19 protein-coding genes and 1 riboswitch are annotated in these 19,215 nt (G+C 45.1%); of the genes, 12 read left to right on the forward strand and 7 right to left on the reverse strand.

Annotated features, from left to right (window positions below):
* The 5 genes from EAE91_RS14885 to EAE91_RS14905 form a co-directional block, all read left to right on the forward strand.
* Positions 1-1,043, forward strand: a 1,043-nt coding sequence (locus tag EAE91_RS14885) for a type VI secretion system Vgr family protein (protein WP_214089180.1), incomplete at its 5' end; no start/stop codon positions are given.
* A 2-nt stretch (positions 1,044-1,045) separates the two neighbouring features.
* Positions 1,046-2,404, forward strand: a complete 1,359-nt coding sequence (locus EAE91_RS14890) for a VRR-NUC domain-containing protein (RefSeq protein ID WP_214089181.1) — start codon at positions 1,046-1,048, stop codon at positions 2,402-2,404.
* A 16-nt stretch (positions 2,405-2,420) separates the two neighbouring features.
* Positions 2,421-3,566 (forward strand): DUF3396 domain-containing protein, encoded by a 1,146-nt coding sequence (locus tag EAE91_RS14895; protein ID WP_214089182.1) that lies wholly within the window; start codon positions 2,421-2,423, stop codon positions 3,564-3,566.
* A gap of 37 nt (positions 3,567-3,603) precedes the next feature.
* Entirely contained in the window at positions 3,604-4,749 is a 1,146-nt protein-coding gene (locus tag EAE91_RS14900; RefSeq protein ID WP_214089183.1) for a DUF3396 domain-containing protein, read from the forward strand.
* Positions 4,750-4,752: 3 nt separating this feature from the next.
* Entirely contained in the window at positions 4,753-4,980 is a 228-nt protein-coding gene (locus EAE91_RS14905) for a PAAR domain-containing protein (RefSeq protein ID WP_214089184.1), read from the forward strand.
* Positions 4,981-5,700: 720 nt separating this feature from the next.
* On the opposite strand, the gene yvcK is transcribed toward EAE91_RS14905, so the two are convergent.
* The gene (gene yvcK, locus EAE91_RS14910) at positions 5,701-6,606 is read right to left on the reverse strand and encodes a uridine diphosphate-N-acetylglucosamine-binding protein YvcK (protein ID WP_214089185.1); all 906 of its coding nucleotides are present in this window, start codon (positions 6,604-6,606) and stop codon (positions 5,701-5,703) included.
* Positions 6,607-6,853: 247 nt separating this feature from the next.
* Positions 6,854-6,998, forward strand: a riboswitch (molybdenum cofactor riboswitch).
* On the opposite strand from yvcK, the gene moaA reads away from it, so the two are divergent.
* The 5 genes from moaA to EAE91_RS14935 all read left to right on the forward strand — a co-directional run bounded on the left by moaA (position 6,985) and on the right by EAE91_RS14935 (position 10,079).
* A complete protein-coding gene (gene moaA, locus EAE91_RS14915) occupies positions 6,985-7,968 on the forward strand; it encodes a GTP 3',8-cyclase MoaA (protein WP_214089240.1) in 984 nt (327 codons plus the stop codon). Its footprint overlaps the riboswitch before it by 14 nt.
* A gap of 39 nt (positions 7,969-8,007) precedes the next feature.
* On the forward strand, positions 8,008-8,484 hold the full coding sequence (gene moaC, locus EAE91_RS14920) for a cyclic pyranopterin monophosphate synthase MoaC (RefSeq protein ID WP_214067882.1): 477 nt from the start codon (positions 8,008-8,010) through the stop codon (positions 8,482-8,484).
* Positions 8,484-8,729 (forward strand): molybdopterin synthase sulfur carrier subunit, encoded by a 246-nt coding sequence (gene moaD / locus EAE91_RS14925; RefSeq protein WP_214089186.1) that lies wholly within the window; start codon positions 8,484-8,486, stop codon positions 8,727-8,729. Before moaC ends, moaD begins: the two co-directional genes overlap by 1 nt.
* A gap of 3 nt (positions 8,730-8,732) precedes the next feature.
* The gene (gene moaE, locus EAE91_RS14930) at positions 8,733-9,188 is read left to right on the forward strand and encodes a molybdopterin synthase catalytic subunit MoaE (RefSeq protein ID WP_214089187.1); all 456 of its coding nucleotides are present in this window, start codon (positions 8,733-8,735) and stop codon (positions 9,186-9,188) included.
* A gap of 180 nt (positions 9,189-9,368) precedes the next feature.
* Positions 9,369-10,079 (forward strand): Bax inhibitor-1/YccA family protein, encoded by a 711-nt coding sequence (locus tag EAE91_RS14935; RefSeq protein WP_214089188.1) that lies wholly within the window; start codon positions 9,369-9,371, stop codon positions 10,077-10,079.
* 61 nt (positions 10,080-10,140) lie between these two features.
* Here the strand turns inward: EAE91_RS14935 and EAE91_RS14940 are convergent, their stop codons facing one another.
* The 5 genes from EAE91_RS14940 to EAE91_RS14960 are packed head-to-tail and all read right to left on the reverse strand — an operon-like array spanning position 10,141 to position 15,858.
* Positions 10,141-11,247: an ABC transporter permease gene (locus tag EAE91_RS14940; RefSeq protein WP_214089189.1), complete on the reverse strand. Its 1,107-nt coding sequence runs from the start codon at positions 11,245-11,247 to the stop codon at positions 10,141-10,143.
* Positions 11,248-11,259: 12 nt separating this feature from the next.
* Positions 11,260-12,420 carry an ABC transporter permease gene (locus EAE91_RS14945; protein ID WP_214089190.1) on the reverse strand — a complete coding sequence of 387 codons (1,161 nt, stop codon included), beginning with the start codon at positions 12,418-12,420 and terminating at the stop codon, positions 11,260-11,262.
* Positions 12,417-14,153: an ATP-binding cassette domain-containing protein gene (locus EAE91_RS14950; protein WP_214089191.1), complete on the reverse strand. Its 1,737-nt coding sequence runs from the start codon at positions 14,151-14,153 to the stop codon at positions 12,417-12,419. The genes EAE91_RS14945 and EAE91_RS14950 overlap by 4 nt, the downstream gene beginning before the upstream one ends.
* A gap of 9 nt (positions 14,154-14,162) precedes the next feature.
* Entirely contained in the window at positions 14,163-15,155 is a 993-nt protein-coding gene (gene hlyD / locus EAE91_RS14955) for a secretion protein HlyD (RefSeq protein WP_214089192.1), read from the reverse strand.
* A gap of 16 nt (positions 15,156-15,171) precedes the next feature.
* A complete protein-coding gene (locus EAE91_RS14960) occupies positions 15,172-15,858 on the reverse strand; it encodes a transcriptional regulator (RefSeq protein WP_214089193.1) in 687 nt (228 codons plus the stop codon).
* A gap of 302 nt (positions 15,859-16,160) precedes the next feature.
* On the opposite strand from EAE91_RS14960, the gene rhlE reads away from it, so the two are divergent.
* Together rhlE and dusC are read left to right on the forward strand one after the other, a co-directional pair.
* On the forward strand, positions 16,161-17,447 hold the full coding sequence (gene rhlE / locus EAE91_RS14965; RefSeq protein WP_214089194.1) for an ATP-dependent RNA helicase RhlE: 1,287 nt from the start codon (positions 16,161-16,163) through the stop codon (positions 17,445-17,447).
* 3 nt (positions 17,448-17,450) lie between these two features.
* Positions 17,451-18,377, forward strand: a complete 927-nt coding sequence (gene dusC / locus EAE91_RS14970; protein WP_214089195.1) for a tRNA dihydrouridine(16) synthase DusC — start codon at positions 17,451-17,453, stop codon at positions 18,375-18,377.
* Positions 18,378-18,464: 87 nt separating this feature from the next.
* Here the strand turns inward: dusC and EAE91_RS14975 are convergent, their stop codons facing one another.
* A complete protein-coding gene (locus tag EAE91_RS14975; RefSeq protein WP_214089196.1) occupies positions 18,465-19,019 on the reverse strand; it encodes a GNAT family N-acetyltransferase in 555 nt (184 codons plus the stop codon).
* Positions 19,020-19,215: the final 196 nt, after the last annotated feature.

Genomic DNA, 19,215 nt, shown 5'->3' on the forward strand with positions numbered 1-19,215 from the left:
CCACGGTGGTCGGGGTGGGAAGCGAAGAGATTTATGTGAACGAACACGGCGCGATACGGATTCATTTCCACTGGAACCGCTACGATAAAGCGGACGACAACGCGTCTTGTTGGGTACGGGTGGCACAAGGCTGGAACGGCAACGGTTTCGGTTTTATGGCGATACCGCGCGTCGGGCAGGAGGTGATTGTCAGCTATCTCAACGGCGATATCGACCGTCCGATTGTGACGGGGTGTACCTATAACGGCCTCAACCGCCCGCCTCTTAATTTACCGCTGGAGAAAACCCGTACCACCTTTAAAACCCGGACTCTCGGAGGGCAGGGATTTAACGAACTGCGCTTTGAGGATAATAAAGGAAGAGAGGAAGTGTTTATTCATGCTCAGCGGGATATGAATAGCCAGATTCTCCGGGACAAAACCACGCAGATAGGCCATGACCAGCAAACAGAAGTGGCGCATAACCGCACGGCGATAATTAAAAACGATGATGATGAAGCCGTGCAAGGCGGCCAGACGCTTGAAGTCGGTCAGAATCAAACGGTGACCATTAAAGGTCAGCAAGCTATTTCCATTGGTAAAAGCCATCAATTAAACGTCGCCGATAACCAGCAAATTACCGTGGGTAAACATATCACGGTGCACTCTGAAAGCGGGCAAATCATCATTGGGAATGCAGGCGGACAGATAGTTATTGACCCGATGGGCAATATCCGCATCGAAGGGATCAGCATCACTATGACTGACCATATCACCGGCAAGAAATCCGCCGGTGCGCTGTTTGACTACTCCGCCCGCTATACCCTGCTGAGTGAACAGAGCGGTAAACCACTGGCCCATACCCGCTATACCATTACCACCGCTGGCGGTCAGACCCTTTCCGGTAAAACCGATGCGCTGGGCAGAACGGTGACTGTACAGAGTGAGGCGGAAGAAAATCTGCAACTGAGTTCACCGGAAGCCTCACCGAAACCGAAGCAAACCTTATACCGAGTCAGCGGTAACACGCAGATAGAGTATGTGATGGAATTTACGGAGAAATAAGTATGGCAATATCTAACAGCGGTAAAATGTGTCCGGCCGTGACCTCAATTAACTGTACGATGGAAATCGGCGTCTTTCCCGCCGATGAAGACCCTTGCTATCTGGCGGAAAAAGCTGAATATGCCCTGCGCCTGCCGGCAATGATTATGACCAAACTGGGGGCTATTCGCTTTCTTAATCAAGTCATTATGAGTGGGTTGATTAAGGTTGAGGAACTTAAACATGACTTTTTATGGCCCTATAAAGCAGAAGTAGTGTTTGCTATCCGAGGAGAGCAGGATGTCCCCTTACCCATGCTGGCAACCAGTCAAGACTCTAAGCAACGTTATGGTGATAATTTACCGCAATCCAGTAATCCGTTTGCCCGGCCTTCTGCCGACGACGCGGAGAAATTTGGTGTTGTTAGTATCCGCCGGCCCGATATTATTTTGGTTAAAGATGAAGCTCTCCGCTGGCCGGGCAGAAATGCCACCTACTTCGATGGTTCTGTGCACCCTGATAATTTGAAGATGTTGATTGAGGTGAAATTTCCGGGCGATAAACTTGCTGAAGATCAAGAAATAGATTACATACAGATTGCGACCGAAGATCGCTTTGGTGTAATGCGTATCAGCGATAATCGCACAGAAGAGCAAAAACAGTATGATGAAGCGTGGCGAAAACTTTATCAGCCCGGTTCCCAACACTATAAAAATCCCATACCGTTAGCCCCGCTGCCACCCAGTTCACCTCCTGATGATGAAGCTTTACCCGCTCCTCCCGCAGAGGGTGTGCCGGGGACTATTCCGCAGCCGCTGACAAAAAATCCACCGCTTCTCAGCACTTCCCGTTGGTCGTTTTTACCCAGCTATGAAGACTGGGTTGTCCTCGGGCAGGAGGTGGCGGGTCTGGCTGAAAATGGGTTGAATTATGTCCGCGACAGTACCCGGGAGCTTCTTGCCCAGTTTGGTTCATGGTTCAATCAAACCGGCAAGTGGGTGTGTGAAGAGATTATTGACCCGATAAGCCATCAGGTCAGCTACGCTTTTTCCTGGGCTAATGAACAAACGGGAAAAATCGTGACCTGGACGGAGAGTGAGATAAAAGCCCGGTGGCAGACGGTGCAACAGGGTTCAGACATCACCCTGGAAGAGCTAAAAAACATTAGCTGGATGCAGATATTAAAAGAGGTGGGGGAAAGCATGCTGGAAATGGTGGTGATTATTGCCGGTGTTGCCGTTGTTATCCTGGTCACCCTTGCCGTCGCTGCTGCATTGATTGCACTGGTGGAAATTTTAGCTGCCGCTGCCGCAGTTAGCGCCGCCGCGTTAGCCGCCGTCCTGGCAATATTGGCGAGTGTGACATTCGCCACCGCTTCATAATTAACGGAGAGAAAATATGGAAACTTCAGATTACTTTGCCCAACTGAGATCACAACTGACCTCTTTTCTTTTTCTCAATGGCGATGGACTTACCGTTTCCCGCCTGGGTCTCTCGATAACCCTGTTTTTTAAACAGGGCTACACCCAGGAGAAAAAGCAACGCATTCTGGCCTGCTACCGGCGCTTTAGGGAGGAGTTCGGCACTCATCTGCGTTTTCACAGTCATTCATTAAAGGGATTAAGCAAATATTCACCGGAAAATATTATTAAGATGGAGGAAGGTATTCTCGCCAGGAAAAAAAACCAGCTCTGTGGTTGGGTCGTTAGTGATGCTAAAAATGAAGATGAGGCACCTAAGTATCTGATGCGTTACCTAGATTCCCGAGAAATTGATGGTGATGATGGTAGCTCCTACCTGAGTCTGATGCTGCCCTGGGGTTATCTGAAAGAACAAGAGGGCATGACCCGGTTTATGGCCTGGCTGGACTTTCTGTGTGAACAACTCGAACCGGACAGTGGAGACTGTGGCTACTGTCTGGTCCTGCCCAAAGATTATTATGATTACTTTCCCTTAGAGTACCAGCTAGCGCAGCGTTACCCCGCATTGCAGGTTAATTCTGCGGTTCATACAGCCAAATTACAGTATGGACATTCCATCCGTGGCATTAACTGGATCACCCTGCTGTCCAAACGCTTTGTAAACCGACTGGGTGGGGAATATTGGATACGTCAGGTGCTGCGTCCCTACCGGGATGTGGTGATTAGTTCTTATTCCAATGGCCTGATTATCCGGGCCGGTCAATACCCGGATTTAACGCCATTACCGGGCAGTGTCCCAGAGAGTTATTTTGCCATTAACCAACTGATACGTCCGATACGGGTGATACCTCGTGAAGGCCATTCATTGCACTTCTATGGTGAAGGGCATTTTAATTCAACTTCCACCCTGGCCTGGTATGCCCGTTATGACCGGGGACCGCTACAAGTGACCCCTTTGAGAGGTGACCATCCGGCACTGGTCAGCGGGATCTGGCAAACCGACAGCCTGCCTGGCAGGCAGTACTTCTTTGCTCAGGGTGCGATGGCTTTTGATGTTGAAGGTGCAGAGACGGGTACAACTATCTGGCATCTGGTACGGGAAGCAGCAAATATGTGGGAATAGCAGGTTATCCACCGACTCATAACTCACGGAGAAAATGATGGAAACTGTAGATTACTTTGCCCAGTTGAAATCACAACTGACCGCGTTTACCTTCCTCAATGGCGATGGGCTGACCGTTTCTCGTCTGGGTCTCTCGATTACCCTGTTTTTTAAACAAGGTTACACCCAGGAGAAAAAACAGCGCATTCTGGCCTGTTACCGGCGCTTTCGGGAGGAGTTCGGCACTCACCTGCGTTTTCACCGTCATGAATTTAAAGGGTTAAGAAAATATTCACCGGAAAATGTTGCCAAAGTGGAAGAAAGCATTCTTAATCAGAAAAAAAACCAGTTTTCTGGTTGGGTGGTCAGTGATGCCAAAAATGAAGATGAGGCACCTCGTTATCTGATGCGTTATCTGGATTCCCGGGAAATAAGCGGTGATAACGGCAGTTCTTACCTAAGCCTGACACTTCCTTGGAATTATCTGAAAGAACAAGAGGGCATGGCTCGTTTTATGGCCTGGCTGGAGTTTCTGTGTGAACAACTCGAACCGGACAGTGGTGACTGTGGCTACTGTCTGGTCTTACCCAATGACTTCTATGACTACTTTCCCTTAGAGTACCAGCTAGCGCAACGTTACCCTTCATTGCAGGTTAATTCTGCTGTTCATACAGCCAAATTACAGTATGGACATTCCATCCGTGGCATTAATTGTCTCACCCTGCTGTCCAAACGATTTGTAAACCGACTGGGTGGGGAATATTGGATACGTCAGGTGCTGCGCCCCTACCGGGATGTGGTGATTAGTTCTTATTCCAATGGCCTGATTATCCGGGCCGGTCAATACCCTGACTTAACGCCACTACCGGGCAGTGTCCCGGAGAGTTATTTTGCTATTAACCAACTGATACGTCCGATACGGGTGATACCTCGTGAAGGCCATTCATTGCACTTCTATGGTGAAGGTCATTTTAATTCAACTTCCACACTGGCCTGGTATGCCCGTTATGACCGGGGACCGCTGCAAGTGACCCCTTTGAAAGGTGACCATCCAGCACTGGTCAGCGGGATCTGGCGAACCGACAGCCTGCCTGACAAACAGTACTTCTTTGCTCAGGGTACGATGGCTTTTGATGTTGAAGGTGCAGAACCGGGCACAACTCTCTGGCATCTAATACGAGAAACGGAAAATACAACGGAGTAAATAATGCGTAGTGTAGTGGAAGGGAAAAAAATTATCCTTAAAGGCGATACCACAACAACCGGAGGCGAGGTTTTAAAGGGTTCCGATTTGGTAAATCAACAACTATCGGTTGCTTGTAAAGGTGACCCGGTGTTTTGTCCCGCCTGTAAACAAACCGGCGCTGTTGCGGAAGGTTCTAACTTGTTCAATATACAAGGAATACCTGTCGCGCTGGAGGGGTACCTTGTTTAATCGTTTTATCTCTTCTTTAATCGCATTTTTATTGATAGCTTCGTAAAATGATAGTGAGAAAATACTTGAATGTCAGTTTATTCTATTGATGTTATTTTACGTGATTATTACTTTTCAACCTTCGGTTAATGGTTAGTGAATTTCGACTAAATGTCATTAATCACGCTACTAAAAACTTTAATTTCCTTGGTTAAATCAGTCTGTTTAATAAAGTGATTAATCTCCCTGTTTGTCTTTTTAAATAGTCATGACTGGTTAGGTAAATGTAAAATAAGTAGAGGGCAGTATTACTGATTTACCGATATACCCGTCATCTTTCAAGTTGTGTTTTCTCTTCCAATGTCAGCATGACATCGGACTTTTTACCCGCTTTTAAAACCACATTGATAGATAAAAAAGGCTTTTTTTAACAATTGCCTCGTAAATCCTGGCCTAATGCGAGGGTGTCGCAAAAGGCCAGCATTGAAAATAAACCCGCAGAGATTTATTGCCTGTTATTGGAACTCCAGTCTCTGGATGCTACGTAAGGCAGAAAATACCGCTCTTTCTCCGCATGATAAATAAACCGCAATTTTGGGTAGATTTTTCTGACTCCCGGTGTGAATGGAAAGCATCAGTTGTTGTAGAAATGTCGTCATGAAGGAACCGCGTTTGGAATGGGAACCTCAATCTTAGCTGATAAAGGAGAGCTTTTGCGGTACCTTCTTTACGGAGGGAACGTCACCCAAGGTTTTGCAGGGTATTCTCTAACGCTTGATGCAGTAATTCACGGTCATGGCGGTAGGGAACATCCTGTGCTTCGAGTATTTGTTGAGTAATAATCCGGTCATTAAGCTCGCTGATATCGGTGCACGGGCCAACAATGACCGCATCAATTATCCGGCTGCCAATTTTGTTTTCCATTATTTCCAGCTTATCTTTCAGTGTCAGTTCAGCGGCGGCACTTAATTCTTTGCCGAGATTACCGATATAAATCATATTGGCACAGCTACGGCGCAGTGCTTGGGTGAGATCTTCAAGCAAAAGCAATGGCATCAGACTGGTAAAGAAGCTGCCTGGGCCGATGATAATAAGATCTGCCTGAGTAATAGCATCCAATGCCTCTTTTGTTGCCGTCGCGGGAGGATAAAGCATCAACTCCTGAGGAATACAGTGCAACTGATCAACATTAACTTCGCCATAAATGGTATTGCCTTGATCATCTATCGCCATCAGGTCAACGGGTTGCTCAGACATTGGAATAAGATGAGCATTAACTTTCAACAAACTGCGGATTAAATTAATTGCCTCAAGGGGTCTAACACTCAGATGATCCAACGCTTTAAGCATTAGATTACCCAGGTTATGTCCTGCCAATTCGCCATTGCCACAGAAACGGTATTCGAACATTGCCGACGCGACACTGGGTTCGGTAATAAGCTGATTTAAACAATTGCGGGTATCACCCCAGGCAATACCGCCTTCTGAACGCCGGATTCTGCCGGTAGAGCCGCCATTATCTGTCGTGGTGACAATGCCTGTTAGGCGAGAGCCTAGTGATGAAAGAGAAGACATAACGCGCCCAAGGCCATGACCTCCGCCTAAGGCAACTACCCGATCTAAATCGGCTAATGTGCGGTTTCGCATAGAATTCCTGTTGCTAACTGAACATATATTTACCGAATAATTTTAGCGTAATTTATTATAAAACACGATTAACCAACTAGCGTTATGATTGAGCGCAATGTTTTGATCAATCATCAATAGAAATTGTCTGCAATTTGTTTTGGTGCTGGTTAAATCATTGTATATTCAATTATATAACGAAAGTAGGTATTCGCATTTTCCTTCGTTACGCGCTAGAATTTGTATTGGGAATGTCGTTTTTCACAGATATTGAAATTAACTCCTAGCTTCTGCATCTAAGTCACTTTTTACGCAGTGATATGATGTTTTGGCCGTGACCACTGAGTCACCAAGATGTGAGGCAGAAATGCCCGCGTCTCCCGTGTTTGGAAAGGTGTTATTGTGGAACAACTCGTAGACGCTTTTGCCCGTAAATTTTACTATTTGCGGCTATCTATTACCGATGTATGTAATTTTCGGTGTACTTATTGCCTGCCGGATGGTTATAAACCCCGCGGACATCACTCCTTTTTGACATTATCCGAAATCCGTCTTGTTGGCCGAGCGTTTGCTGATCTGGGTACCGAGAAAATCCGTTTAACGGGTGGCGAACCGACCATGCGCCGTGATTTCACCGATATTATTTCCGCTATCCGTGAGAATAAGTTGATTAAAACCCTAGCGGTAACCACCAACGGTTATCGAATGGAACGGGATGTTGCTCAGTGGAAAGAGGCGGGTTTAACCGCAGTGAATGTCAGTATGGATACGCTTGATCCCCGCCAGTTTCATGCAATTACCGGACAAGACAAATTTTTTCAGGTGATGGGCGGTATTGATGCAGCATTTGCGGCGGGTTTTAATAAAGTGAAAGTCAACGTGGTGTTGATGAAAAATGTTAATGATATCCGCCTGCCCGCTTTCTTGAACTGGATAAAAGATCGCCCGATTCAATTGAGATTTATCGAGTTGATGGAAACCGGTGATGGTAGTGAAATGTTTCGTCAATACCACATTTCGGGGGAAACTATCCGGGAGCGTCTATTACTTGATGGCTGGCATTTGCTTCAACGTTCACGCAGTGATGGACCGGCACAGGTTTTTAACCATCCTGATTATCAAGGAGAAATTGGTCTGATTATGCCTTATGAGAAAGATTTTTGTCGAAGTTGTAATCGGTTACGTGTTTCTTCAATAGGTAATCTTCATTTATGCCTGTTTGGTGAACAGGGTATACCGCTGCGTGATTTGTTGGCGAGTGAAGAACAACTTGATGATCTGAAATTGCGCATTCAGGGTGGGCTGCGGCATAAACGGGAAACCCATTTTCTGCATCAAGGTGACAGTGGTATCACCCCAAATCTTTCTGTTATTGGCGGTTAATTTACCGTCTGGATATTGTTGTTTTTTCAGGAGCTGAGAATGTCTCAATTAACCCACATCAATTCTACCGGTGAAGCGCATATGGTTGATGTTTCGGCTAAAGCTGAAACATCACGCGAGGCACGGGCAGAAGCTTTTGTTGAAATGAAGCCGGAAACACTGGCAATGATTATTGCAGGTAGCCATCACAAAGGTGATGTATTTGCAACCGCGAGAATTGCGGGTATCCAGGCAGCAAAGCGCACATGGGAATTAATTCCGTTGTGTCATCCATTACAGCTAACTAAAGTAGAAATCCAGTTGGAGGCACAAACGGAATATAACCGGGTCAGAATTGAATCTTGTTGTCGTCTAACCGGGAGAACCGGTGTTGAAATGGAGGCACTGACGGCGGCGTCAGTCGCGGCTTTAACAATTTACGATATGTGTAAAGCAGTACAGAAAGATATGGTCATTGGGCCAGTTCGTTTGCTGGAAAAAATAGGTGGAAAATTAGGCTATTTTAAGGCGGAATAATGATTAAAGTACTGTTTTTTGCTCAGGTACGTGAGCTGGTAGGTACTGATTCACTGGATCTCGATAATCGTTACACAACTGTTGATGGTTTGAGAAAGGCGTTAATAGCAAAGGGAGAACGTTGGGCCTTGGCGTTGGAAGATGGAAAATTGTTGTCAGCGGTAAACCAATCTCTCGTTCATGGCGGGCACTCATTACAGGATGGTGATGAAGTGGCCTTTTTCCCGCCAGTGACTGGGGGATGATAAATGGAAAACATCCGCATTTTCGTTGGGCCGGAAAATTTCAATGTAGGGGATGAATATCAATGGCTTGCTCAATGTGATGAAGATGGTGCTATCGTCACGTTCACCGGCAAAGTCCGCAATCATAATTTGGGCGATAATGTCGGGGCGTTGAGATTGGAACATTATCCGGGAATGACGGAAAAAACGTTACGGAATATTGTTACCGAAGCACGCAATCGCTGGCCGTTGCAGCGAATCAGTGTTATCCATCGGGTTGGTACGCTTTCTCCGGGTGATCAGATTGTGTTTGTGGGTGTGACCGGTACTCATCGTCATATGGCTTTTGAAGCGGCTGAATTTATTATGGATTATTTGAAAACGCAGGCACCTTTCTGGAAAAAAGAGTTTTTGCCTGACGGTGAACGTTGGGTTGAATCCCGTGAAAGTGATCAGGAAGCCGTGAAACGTTGGTCATGAAAGTGTTAGCTAAATTCTGCGAAGCGCTTCGAAAAAGGATTGAATAAAAAGATTGCTATATGAGTAATTATTGAATAGTTAATTGTTTTGTTTATTTTCTATGATAATGTATAAAACTTGAGTGGGTTGTTGATACTGAACAACCTAGGTTTTTAATATCGTTATATAAAGGTAAGCTTCATGGATCGATATCCACGCTCTAATGGTTCGATAATCCAGCAAGCTGGAACCGGCCTACAAACTTATATGGCCCAGGTTTATGGTTGGATGACTTGTGGTCTGTTGTTAACTGCATTTGTGGCTTGGTATGTGTCACAAAACCAGAATGTTGTTTCATATATTTTCTCAAACTCAATACTATTCTATGGATTGATTATTGCTCAGTTTGGGTTGGTTTTCGTCCTCTCAGGCATGATTAACCGCATGAGAGCTTCGTTAGCCACAGGGTTGTTTATGCTCTATTCGGCGCTGACTGGCCTGACGCTTTCCAGTATTTTCGTTATCTATACTCTTGGCTCCATTGCGAGCACTTTTGTCGTGACGGCGGGGATGTTTGGTGCGCTGAGTTTTTACGGCTATACCACCAAACGTAGCCTGAGTGGCCTTGGTAGTTTCTTGTTTATGGGGCTGATCGGCATCATTTTGGCTTCTCTGATTAACTTATGGTTAAAGAGTGCAGCGTTGACGTGGGCGGTAACCTACATTGGTGTCGTTATCTTTGCGGGCTTAACCGCTTATGACACTCAGAAACTGAAAGAGATGGGTGAAGATCTGGATGTGAATGATAAAGAGAATTTGCGTAAATTCTCGATTGTTGGTGCACTGACGCTGTATCTAGACTTCATCAACATGTTCTTGATGTTATTGCGTATTTTTGGCGATCGCCGTTAATCGCCGCTTTTGATAAAAGCCCTGCATCGTTAGGTATAGCTAAAATGCAGGGTCATTCTTGTTAAGCAATCTTCCGTCTGAATAACCAATAAGCAAGATTACCGGTTGTGGCAGTAATGGCCAAAAGAGGCCACAGACTCCGCCAGATAACCGTGAAATCGGCATCTTTGAGATAAATTTGCTTGGTAATGTCGTTAAAGTGCCAGATAGGATTGATCCAAGTGATCTCTTGTAACCATCCGGGCATGTTTTCAACCGGAGAAATATAACCGGAAATTAAGATGGCGGGCATGATAAAGACAAATACGCCAATAAACGCCTGTTGCTGAGTGTAGCAAAGAGAAGAGATTAGCAGGCCAAATCCCACCAGCGATAAACTGTATATCAGCATAGCGCAGTAAAACAGCGCGAGTGAACCAGAAAAAGGAATTTGGTAGCAGAAGATACCAATAGCTAACACCAAAGTGGCCTGAAAGGTAGCGACAATCACCGCAGGAACCGCTTTGCCAATGAAAATCTGCCAGGTTGTCATAGGTGAAACCAGTAACTGGTCTAGCGTTCCCTGTTCCCTTTCTCTCGCAATTGACAGCGCGGTGACAGTTAATATCCCAACCGTGGTGATCAGTGCCACTAAAGAGGGCACGACAAACCATTTATAATCCAAGTTAGGGTTATACCAATTGCGGATTACCAACTCGCTATTAGTGGCTTTCGGCAGGTTACCCATCAGCTCCTGTTGATAGTTAAGGACAATTTCTTGGATATAGCCCGCTGCAATTTGAGCGCTGTTAGAATTGCGTCCGTCCAGCAATACCTGGAGGGAAACCGGGTCATGGCTGGCAATCTTAGCACTGAAATCTTGCGGGAAGCGTACCAATAATAAGGCTTTTTGGTGATCGATTATCGACTCTATTTCTTGTGAATGGTTTAGCAATATCACGTCAGGAAATGCTTTTGATTTTGCCAGCCGTTGGGTGAGCTCAATAGAAGCTTTGCCTTTGTCTTCATCAAAAATAGCAATAGTCGCGTTAGTGACATCAAGGGTTGCTGATAGAGGAAATAAGATCATCTGGAAGATAACCGGCATAACCAAGATAGCTCGTGTTTGCGGATCTCTCAGTAGAGACTGCAATTCTTTAATAATCAGGGTGTAAAGACGATAAAACATGCTAACTCCTTCTTAATCCAGACGCCGCTGGGTTTTCCATGCAGTCAGGCCAATAAACACAATAGCGGAGGCGATCAGCAATAATAGATTTATCATCAATACCGTGCTGATATTTCCCGCCAGAAAGAGCGTATGTAAACTACTGACAAAATAACGAGCCGGGATGAAATAGGTCACCACCTGAATAAAGGCGGGCATGCTGTTTATTTCAAAGATGAAGCCGGAAAGCATAATTGCAGGCAGAAAGGCGACATTTAACGCTATCATTGCTGCATTAAATTGGTTGCGAGTCACCGTAGAGATTAAAAGCCCAATCCCAAGGGCAGTAGCCAGGTAGAGGCTAGTGATCGCAGACAATATCCACAGCGAGCCTCGGTAGGGTACATCTAGCACGAATACTGCCACCAACATACAGAGCAGCATGGAGAATGATCCAAGCAATTGATAAGGCAAGAGTTTAGAGAGCAGTAATTCGGTGCGGGTAATTTGAGTAGAAAGCAGGGCTTCCATCGTACCGCGTTCCCATTCACGAGCAACTACCAATGATGTCAGGATGGCACCAACCACGGTGATGATAATGGTGATTGCGCCGGGAATAATGAAATGCTGGCTAATTGTTGCCGGATTGAACCAATAGCGGACCTGCATATCAATCAATGGATTAGCCGCATTTCCTTGATCTTGCCCTCTTTGTTGTAGCCAGATCTGCCATACTCCTTTGGCATAATTTTGTACAAAGCTTGCAGTATTGGGTTCACTGCCGTCAGTAATGACCTGAATTTGTGCTTTACCATCAGAGCGGGCAAGTTGCGTATCGAAATTAACAGGAATGACAACCAGCCCACGTATTTCTCCTGATTGCATCATATTAATTAATTGCTGACGATTATCACTGATTTTGGGTTCAATATAGGGCGAACCGGCAAAAGCTTGTATCAACTCACGAGCATCTTTACTTTGTTGTTCTACCAGAATACCAAGACGGACGGTACTGGAATCGAGATTAATACCATAGCCAAAGATAAACAGCAGAATCAATGGAATGACAATGGAAATTAATCCGCTGGTGGGATCACGTAAGATCTGTTTTGTCTCTTTTACACAAAGAGCTTTCAGTCGCCACCAGGAGAAGCGGACAGCTTGCTGTGGAGCATGTTGCTTTGGGCTATTCATTGTGGCTCCTCATCATAATTAATGACCAGATCAATAAATGCCTGTTCCATTGATGGGTCAGGATTTTCATCGGTAGCAACCAATTGTTTCAAATCATCTGGTGTTCCGGCGGCAATCAATTTACCGCGGAATACCAACCCTATTCGGTCACAATATTCTGCTTCATCCATAAAGTGGGTGGTCACCATAACGGTAACGCCTTTATCGACCATGCCATTGATATGTAACCAAAATTCGCGTCGTATCTGTGGATCAACGCCAGAAGTTGGTTCGTCCAGAAACAGAATATCGGGTTCATGCATTAGTGAGCAGGAGAGGGCAAGGCGCTGTTTGTACCCCAGAGGCAATTCGTCGGTGGTTTGATGTAAAACAGGTTTGAGATTGAAAGCTTCAATCATGCCGTCAATTTTCTCTGTTTGTTTACGTCCTTGCAGGCCGTAAATGCCGGAAAAGAATTTCAAGTTCTGTTCAACCGTCAGGTTGCCGTACAGAGAAAATTTTTGCGCCATATAACCCAAATGTTGGCGAGCTTTCCCTGAGCTGGTTTTAAGATCCATTCCCAATACCAGTGCCTTACCGCTAGTCGGTACCATAAGCCCGCACATCATTTTGAATGTGGTGGATTTACCGGCACCGTTCGGGCCAAGCAGACCAAAGATTTCTCCACGTTTCACCTGAAAATCAACATGGTCAGTGGCAGCAAAATCGCCAAATTTCTTGGTTAAATCCTGTGCTTCAATCACTGTTTCTGTTGGGTTAGCTGCAATCCGTGGCATGATCTCTGCCAATTCCGAACGACGGGTCGAGCCACCACCGAGTAAATCGATAAAAGCATCTTCAAAGCGGGGGGCTGCTTTAATGATTTCAGCATCTGGTAGTTCAAGCCGGTTAAGCAATTCTTGCGGGGAGACATCAGGTTTGAGAATAAGACGAACATATTTCCCTTGAATCACGCCATCTGTTACTTGTGGCAAGGTAAGGGCGTGTTGCAGTGTTTTTCTACGGGAATTCTGTTTGGTATCAAGTAGAAAAGAGCGTCCGTACATCTTTTGGGTTAATTTTTGTGGTTGTCCGTTGTAGAGCAACTTTCCTTGATTAAGTAATAGGACATCACGACACTGTTCAGCTTCATCCAGATAAGAGGTGCTCCAGAGAATTAGCATGCCATCGTCTGCCAGTTCGTGAACCATTCTCCAGAGTTCGCGACGGGCGATTGGGTCAACCCCAACGCCGGGTTCATCCAGCAGCAGAACTTTGGGTTTACCAAGCAGAGTACAGGCCAGCCCCAGTTTTTGCTTCATACCGCCTGAAAGTTTACCCGCCAGTCGTCCGGTAAAACGGGTTAGATCGGTAAACGTGAGTAATTGCTCATAGGTTTTTTTACGTTCATCACCTAGTACTCCCCGCAGATCCGCATACAGATTCAGGTTTTCTAATACGGTAAGATCTTCATACAGGCCAAATTTTTGCGGCATATAGCCCAGTTCAAAACGCACTTGTACGCCATTTTTTATCGGATCAAGCCCCATTATTTCAATAGAGCCACTATCTGGTTTCAGTAAACCCGCTAACATGCGTATCAGCGTAGTTTTTCCCGCTCCATCCGGCCCTACGAGGCCGGTAACAGAGCCGCCGTAGATCTCAGCAGTTAAGCTGGATACCGCGGGTTGACTCAAGTTAGGAAAAGTTTTCTCGACTTTTTCCAACTTTATCGTATGTGCCGCGTTGCTCATGACAGCCCCTTATTTGTCTGAATCAGAAAAATGCAGGGTAACCGGCATACCTTGACGCAGGGCCTCATCTGGATCGGTGACAATAATGCGCAATCGATAGACTAGATCGGTACGTAGATCGGGAGTCTCTACATTTTTTGGCGTAAATTCGGCGGTGGGTGAAACAAAGCCAATTTTGCCGTGATAAGGCTTATCCTTGCGGCTGTCAGTATAGAGTAAAATGTTACGTCCGGGCGTTGCTTGCCCAAGATAGCTTTCACTGATATAGGCTCGAACCCAAACCGGGTCAGTCAGAGAAAGTGTAAACACCGTATTGCCTGCTGCCAGCATCGTGCCGGGTTCAATGGCGCGGGTTAGGATAGTACCCGGTGAGGGAGAAGTCAGTTGAGTATCTTGTAAGTCCAATTCAGCCTGAGCAACCGCTGCTTCGGCTTGAGCGAGCTGACCTTTGGCTTCTGCAATTTCTTCTTTACGATAACCGGTTTCGAACTGATTCAATTTATCTTTTGCCGCTTGTAAAGCGGCTAGCGCTTGGTTACGGTTCGTTTTAGCATCATCTAATTCGTTGGCTGAAATAACTTTGCTTTGCCACAAACCTTGTTGACGTTTTAAGAAACTATCAGCGAAATGCCAGGCCGCCTCACGTTGTGCAACCTCCGAACGTACTTGGGCGATTTCTTCGGTGCGATAACCCTCTTCCATCATAGCCAGACGTGCTTTAGTGCTATCACGAGTGGCTTTCGCTTTATTGAGAGCGTTAATAAATGGCCCATTGTCCAGTTGGCCGATCACTTGATTAGCCGTAATGGTATCGCCTTCATCAACTTGCAGGTTGGCGAGTTTACCACCGACTCGGAAACTAAGATTAACAGTACGTATATCTACGTTGCCATAGAGAGTCAGAGCTTTATCATTTTTACCTTGATAATAGTAACTTCCTAAAATAGCACCAAGAACAACGACGACCACTAATATTGCCAGTGTGAGTTTTTTGTTGTACATGATATTCCCTGTTATTTTATTTATTCGAATTATGTTTTTTCAGTCCATTCAGTAATAAATCAATATGCTGGATAAGGATCTGATCAATCAATTTATATTCTTCGGGCCCAATATTATTCCAACCTGTTTGGCGTAATAAGGTTTCCCTTGCCATTCTGAAAGTGAGAATTTCTCCCATGAGTGCGTGGGCATGCAGCATGGTAGAGAGCTGATGTTCATCGGCACCGATATAGCTGGCGATCAGTTTATTTAATCTATTATGGAGGGGAGCTAGTGCTTGCTCATGGATTAGAGTATAGGCATCCGTTGGTGCGAGTTGCTCTCTGGCCATTATCCGGCTGATATTGATACTCTCTTTTTCAATCATCAGACGATTAACGCCAAGAAATCCTTCGTGAATTAATCTCAATATATTTTCCGGTGAGCCTGTCGTTGGTGATGAGAAAAAATCATCAATCTCTTTAAAAAGATGAGTGAACTCCTTCTTGATTGTATCAGTAATATACTGGGCGACTGCCTGATAAAGCCCCTCTTTAGAGCCAAAATAGTAGGCTATGGCTGCAATGTTCTGTTGAGCACGCAATGCGATTTCCCTGGTTGTTGCACCGGTCAGTCCTGATTTACCGAAAATTTCAAGGGCTGCTTGGAGTAACTGTTGTCTAGCTTGTTCGCCTCTGGCGGTTTGGGTGTTGTTGACTGACATGGACATGAATCCTGTTGCAAATAATCAAAAGACTTAAACAAAATATCAATCATTGGCTAACTCTATACTTATAGTAAATCAATGTAAATTGCATAAAAATGTCATGGATCATGAAAATTACCGGGTAAATAGCTGTAGTTTTAGTTGCACCCTCAGAAAGTATATCTGATATAATAATTGAGATATGGAGCATTGCAGTTTGTGTTTTTTCCTTTGTGGTATTTACCACGTCTGATTTTCTTCCCATAAAACTGCCCCTGAATAGCGTTCAGGAATGGTGAAGTCTGGAGCATTTCTTATTTATGAGTTTTGAATCACTTGGCTTAAGTGCTGATATTTTGCGTGCCGTTGAAGAACAAGGTTATTCAGTGCCAACGCCAATCCAACAGCAGGCAATCCCTGTCGTATTAGCAGGTAAAGATTTATTAGCGAGTGCTCAAACAGGCACCGGTAAAACCGCAGGTTTTACCTTACCCATGCTGCAACGGTTAAATGATTCCCCTGTTCAGGCAAAAGGGCGTCGGCCGGTCAGAGCATTAATCTTGACACCAACCCGCGAATTGGCTGCTCAAGTGGGAGAAAATGTACGTGATTACAGTAAATACCTCAGATTGCGCTCTCTGGTTGTTTTTGGAGGGGTTAGCATTAACCCTCAGATGATGAAATTGCGCGGTGGTGTGGATATTTTGGTTGCAACACCGGGGCGTTTACTGGATCTTGAGCATCAGAATGCAGTTGATTTATCGCGGGTGGAAATTCTGGTGTTAGATGAAGCTGACCGTATGCTGGATATGGGGTTTATTCATGATATCCGCCGGGTGCTGAATAAATTACCACCAAAACGGCAAAACTTGCTGTTTTCTGCGACTTTCTCTAACGATATTAAAAACTTAGCCAATAAATTATTGCGCGATCCTGTTAGTGTTGAGGTTGCGCGTCGTAACTCTGCTTCTGAACAGATTGAGCAGTTTGTTCACTTGGTCGATAAAAAACGTAAAGGTGAGTTGCTTTCTTTCTTGATCGGGAGCCGTAACTGGCAGCAAGTTCTGGTGTTTACCCGAACTAAGCATGGCGCAAACCGTTTGGCGGAACAGTTAAATAAAGATGGTGTAACGGCTGCTGCTATTCATGGCAACAAAAGTCAGGGAGCGAGAACCCGTGCGTTGGCTGATTTTAAAACGGGTCTCATTCGGGTATTAGTTGCAACAGATATTGCTGCCCGCGGTCTGGATATTGATCAACTGCCTTATGTGGTGAATTTTGAATTGCCTAATGTCGCCGAAGATTATGTCCACCGTATTGGTCGTACCGGGCGGGCAGATGCAACCGGGCAGGCACTTTCTTTGGTCTGTGTTGATGAGCACAAGTTGTTGAAGGATATTGAACGTTTACTAAAACGGGAGATTCCGCGTATGGCAATTCCTGGCTATGAGCCAGATCCGACTATTAAGGCCGAACCTATTCAGAATGGCCGTCAGGCACGTGGCGATAATCGGCAGAAAAATAGCCATCGCCGTTCTGGGGCACCTTCGCGTCAGCGTAGCCGCAATCATGATGGATCTCATAAATCGCCTAACGCTAGAGGTTAATTAATGCGGGTTTTACTGGCTCCGATGGAAGGTGTGCTGGACTCTTTGGTCAGGGACCTTCTGAGTGAGATTAATGAGTATGATCTATGCATTACGGAATTTTTACGGGTTGTCGATAGCCTATTGCCGGTAAAATCTTTTTATCGGCTTTGTCCTGAATTACGTAACCAAAGCCGGACACCATCCGGCACATTGGTACGGATTCAGCTTTTGGGGCAATATCCACAGTGGCTGGCGGAAAATGCGGCACGAGCGATTGAATTAGGGTCCTATGGGGTTGATTTAAATTGCGGTTGCCCGTCAAAAACGGTCAATGGTAGCGGTGGTGGGGCCACGTTGCTAAAAGATCCTGAACTGATTTATCAGGGGGCAATACGTGAAGCAGTACCTGCTCATTTGCCTGTGACGGTTAAGGTTCGCTTGGGTTGGGATAGCGGTGATCGGCAATTCGAAATTGCTGATGCGGTACAACAGGCCGGAGCGACGGAAATTACCGTTCATGGGCGAACTAAAGAGGATGGTTACCAAGCGGAGCGTATTAATTGGCAAGCGATTGGTGAAATTCGTCAACGTCTTGCCATTCCGGTTATCGCCAATGGTGAGATTTGGGATTGGCAAAGTGCACGGGATTGTCTGAGTGTGACAGGTTGTGATGCGGTCATGATTGGGCGGGGTGCGCTTCACGTTCCTAATTTGAGTCGAGTGGTGAAATATAACGAGCCAAAAATGTGCTGGCAGGACGTTGTTCAGCTATTGCAAAAATATATCCGGTTGGAAAAGCAGGGTGATACCGGGAAATATCATGTTGCTCGGATTAAACAGTGGCTTGGTTATTTGCGCAAAGAATATGAACAGGCAACAACGCTGTTTGAAGAGATAAGAAAGTTAAAAACATCTGCTGATATAGCGCATGTGATCTCTTTGGTGTGATATACCCGTTATCTTTCAAGCTGCCTCTTTGAAAAGTGAATTTGGGCAGCGTTCAGACCAAAGCATGCCCATGAATATGTAAGACTGTTACTCTTTTTGAGGATTATTTTTATTCCACTCATCACGAGTTATTTCCCATGTCTCCGAGGGCATTCTCCCGCTAACAAAGTCTCTATTTTCTAGTCTTATTAACCGCATACCACTTTTGATTGATATTTTCTTTGAGGCAATATTGTCGCTGGATTTAGGTGCTCTGAGTACGTTGAGATTTAGGGTATTAAACCAAAAATCAGTGACTACTTGGACTGCTTCGGTCATAAATCCATTTCCATGCCATTGTGGATCTAGCCAGAAACCTCTATTATTATTTTCTTGCTCATATAGCGATATCATTCCTATTATTATTGCTGGATCATCCTTCTTTCTTATAGTCCAATACCATGCATTTCCTTCTGCCATTGATGGTAGTGCAATCTTATTTATATATTCTAGGGCACCATCATTTGGGTAGGGCCACGGGGTGTTTGCTGTAAGATAGCGAACAATTTCCCACTGAGGAAAGATGTTTTGAATTTGTATATGATCCTGACTTTCTAAAGGATGTAATATTAATCTTCTGGTTTCTAGCTTTTTGGGTTCCATTTTGGTTTCCTTTTATAATTTTTTATAAGAAGTCAGATGATAATGAAATTAACTACCATTATGTGATGTTTTTGTCAAATGAATTTTAATTGATATGATAATGGTTACGATGAATGATCTGGGCACGTTGGGAAAAGAATGGAACCTTTAATCAAGGTTCCATTTTGGTCAAGTTATAAAATGGCTCAATACGATG

The organism is Photorhabdus noenieputensis, from assembly GCF_018448935.1.
Taxonomy (GTDB): domain Bacteria; phylum Pseudomonadota; class Gammaproteobacteria; order Enterobacterales; family Enterobacteriaceae; genus Photorhabdus; species Photorhabdus noenieputensis.

Bases quoted from the DNA above. Each gene is read 5' to 3' on its own strand.
- EAE91_RS14890 (WP_214089181.1), top strand. From the start codon at position 1,046: ATGGCAATATCTAACAGCGGTAAAATGTGTCCGGCCGTGACCTCAATT.
- moaD (WP_214089186.1), top strand. From the start codon at position 8,484: ATGATTAAAGTACTGTTTTTTGCTCAGGTACGTGAGCTGGTAGGTACT.
- EAE91_RS14950 (WP_214089191.1), bottom strand. From the start codon at position 14,153: ATGAGCAACGCGGCACATACGATAAAGTTGGAAAAAGTCGAGAAAACT.
- EAE91_RS14975 (WP_214089196.1), bottom strand. From the start codon at position 19,019: ATGGAACCCAAAAAGCTAGAAACCAGAAGATTAATATTACATCCTTTA.
- rhlE (WP_214089194.1), top strand. From the start codon at position 16,161: ATGAGTTTTGAATCACTTGGCTTAAGTGCTGATATTTTGCGTGCCGTT.
- moaC (WP_214067882.1), top strand. From the start codon at position 8,008: ATGTCTCAATTAACCCACATCAATTCTACCGGTGAAGCGCATATGGTT.
- EAE91_RS14940 (WP_214089189.1), bottom strand. From the start codon at position 11,247: ATGTTTTATCGTCTTTACACCCTGATTATTAAAGAATTGCAGTCTCTA.
- EAE91_RS14895 (WP_214089182.1), top strand. From the start codon at position 2,421: ATGGAAACTTCAGATTACTTTGCCCAACTGAGATCACAACTGACCTCT.
- hlyD (WP_214089192.1), bottom strand. From the start codon at position 15,155: ATGTACAACAAAAAACTCACACTGGCAATATTAGTGGTCGTCGTTGTT.
- EAE91_RS14935 (WP_214089188.1), top strand. From the start codon at position 9,369: ATGGATCGATATCCACGCTCTAATGGTTCGATAATCCAGCAAGCTGGA.
- EAE91_RS14945 (WP_214089190.1), bottom strand. From the start codon at position 12,420: ATGAATAGCCCAAAGCAACATGCTCCACAGCAAGCTGTCCGCTTCTCC.
- EAE91_RS14905 (WP_214089184.1), top strand. From the start codon at position 4,753: ATGCGTAGTGTAGTGGAAGGGAAAAAAATTATCCTTAAAGGCGATACC.
- EAE91_RS14900 (WP_214089183.1), top strand. From the start codon at position 3,604: ATGGAAACTGTAGATTACTTTGCCCAGTTGAAATCACAACTGACCGCG.
- moaE (WP_214089187.1), top strand. From the start codon at position 8,733: ATGGAAAACATCCGCATTTTCGTTGGGCCGGAAAATTTCAATGTAGGG.
- EAE91_RS14960 (WP_214089193.1), bottom strand. From the start codon at position 15,858: ATGTCAGTCAACAACACCCAAACCGCCAGAGGCGAACAAGCTAGACAA.
- dusC (WP_214089195.1), top strand. From the start codon at position 17,451: ATGCGGGTTTTACTGGCTCCGATGGAAGGTGTGCTGGACTCTTTGGTC.
- yvcK (WP_214089185.1), bottom strand. From the start codon at position 6,606: ATGCGAAACCGCACATTAGCCGATTTAGATCGGGTAGTTGCCTTAGGC.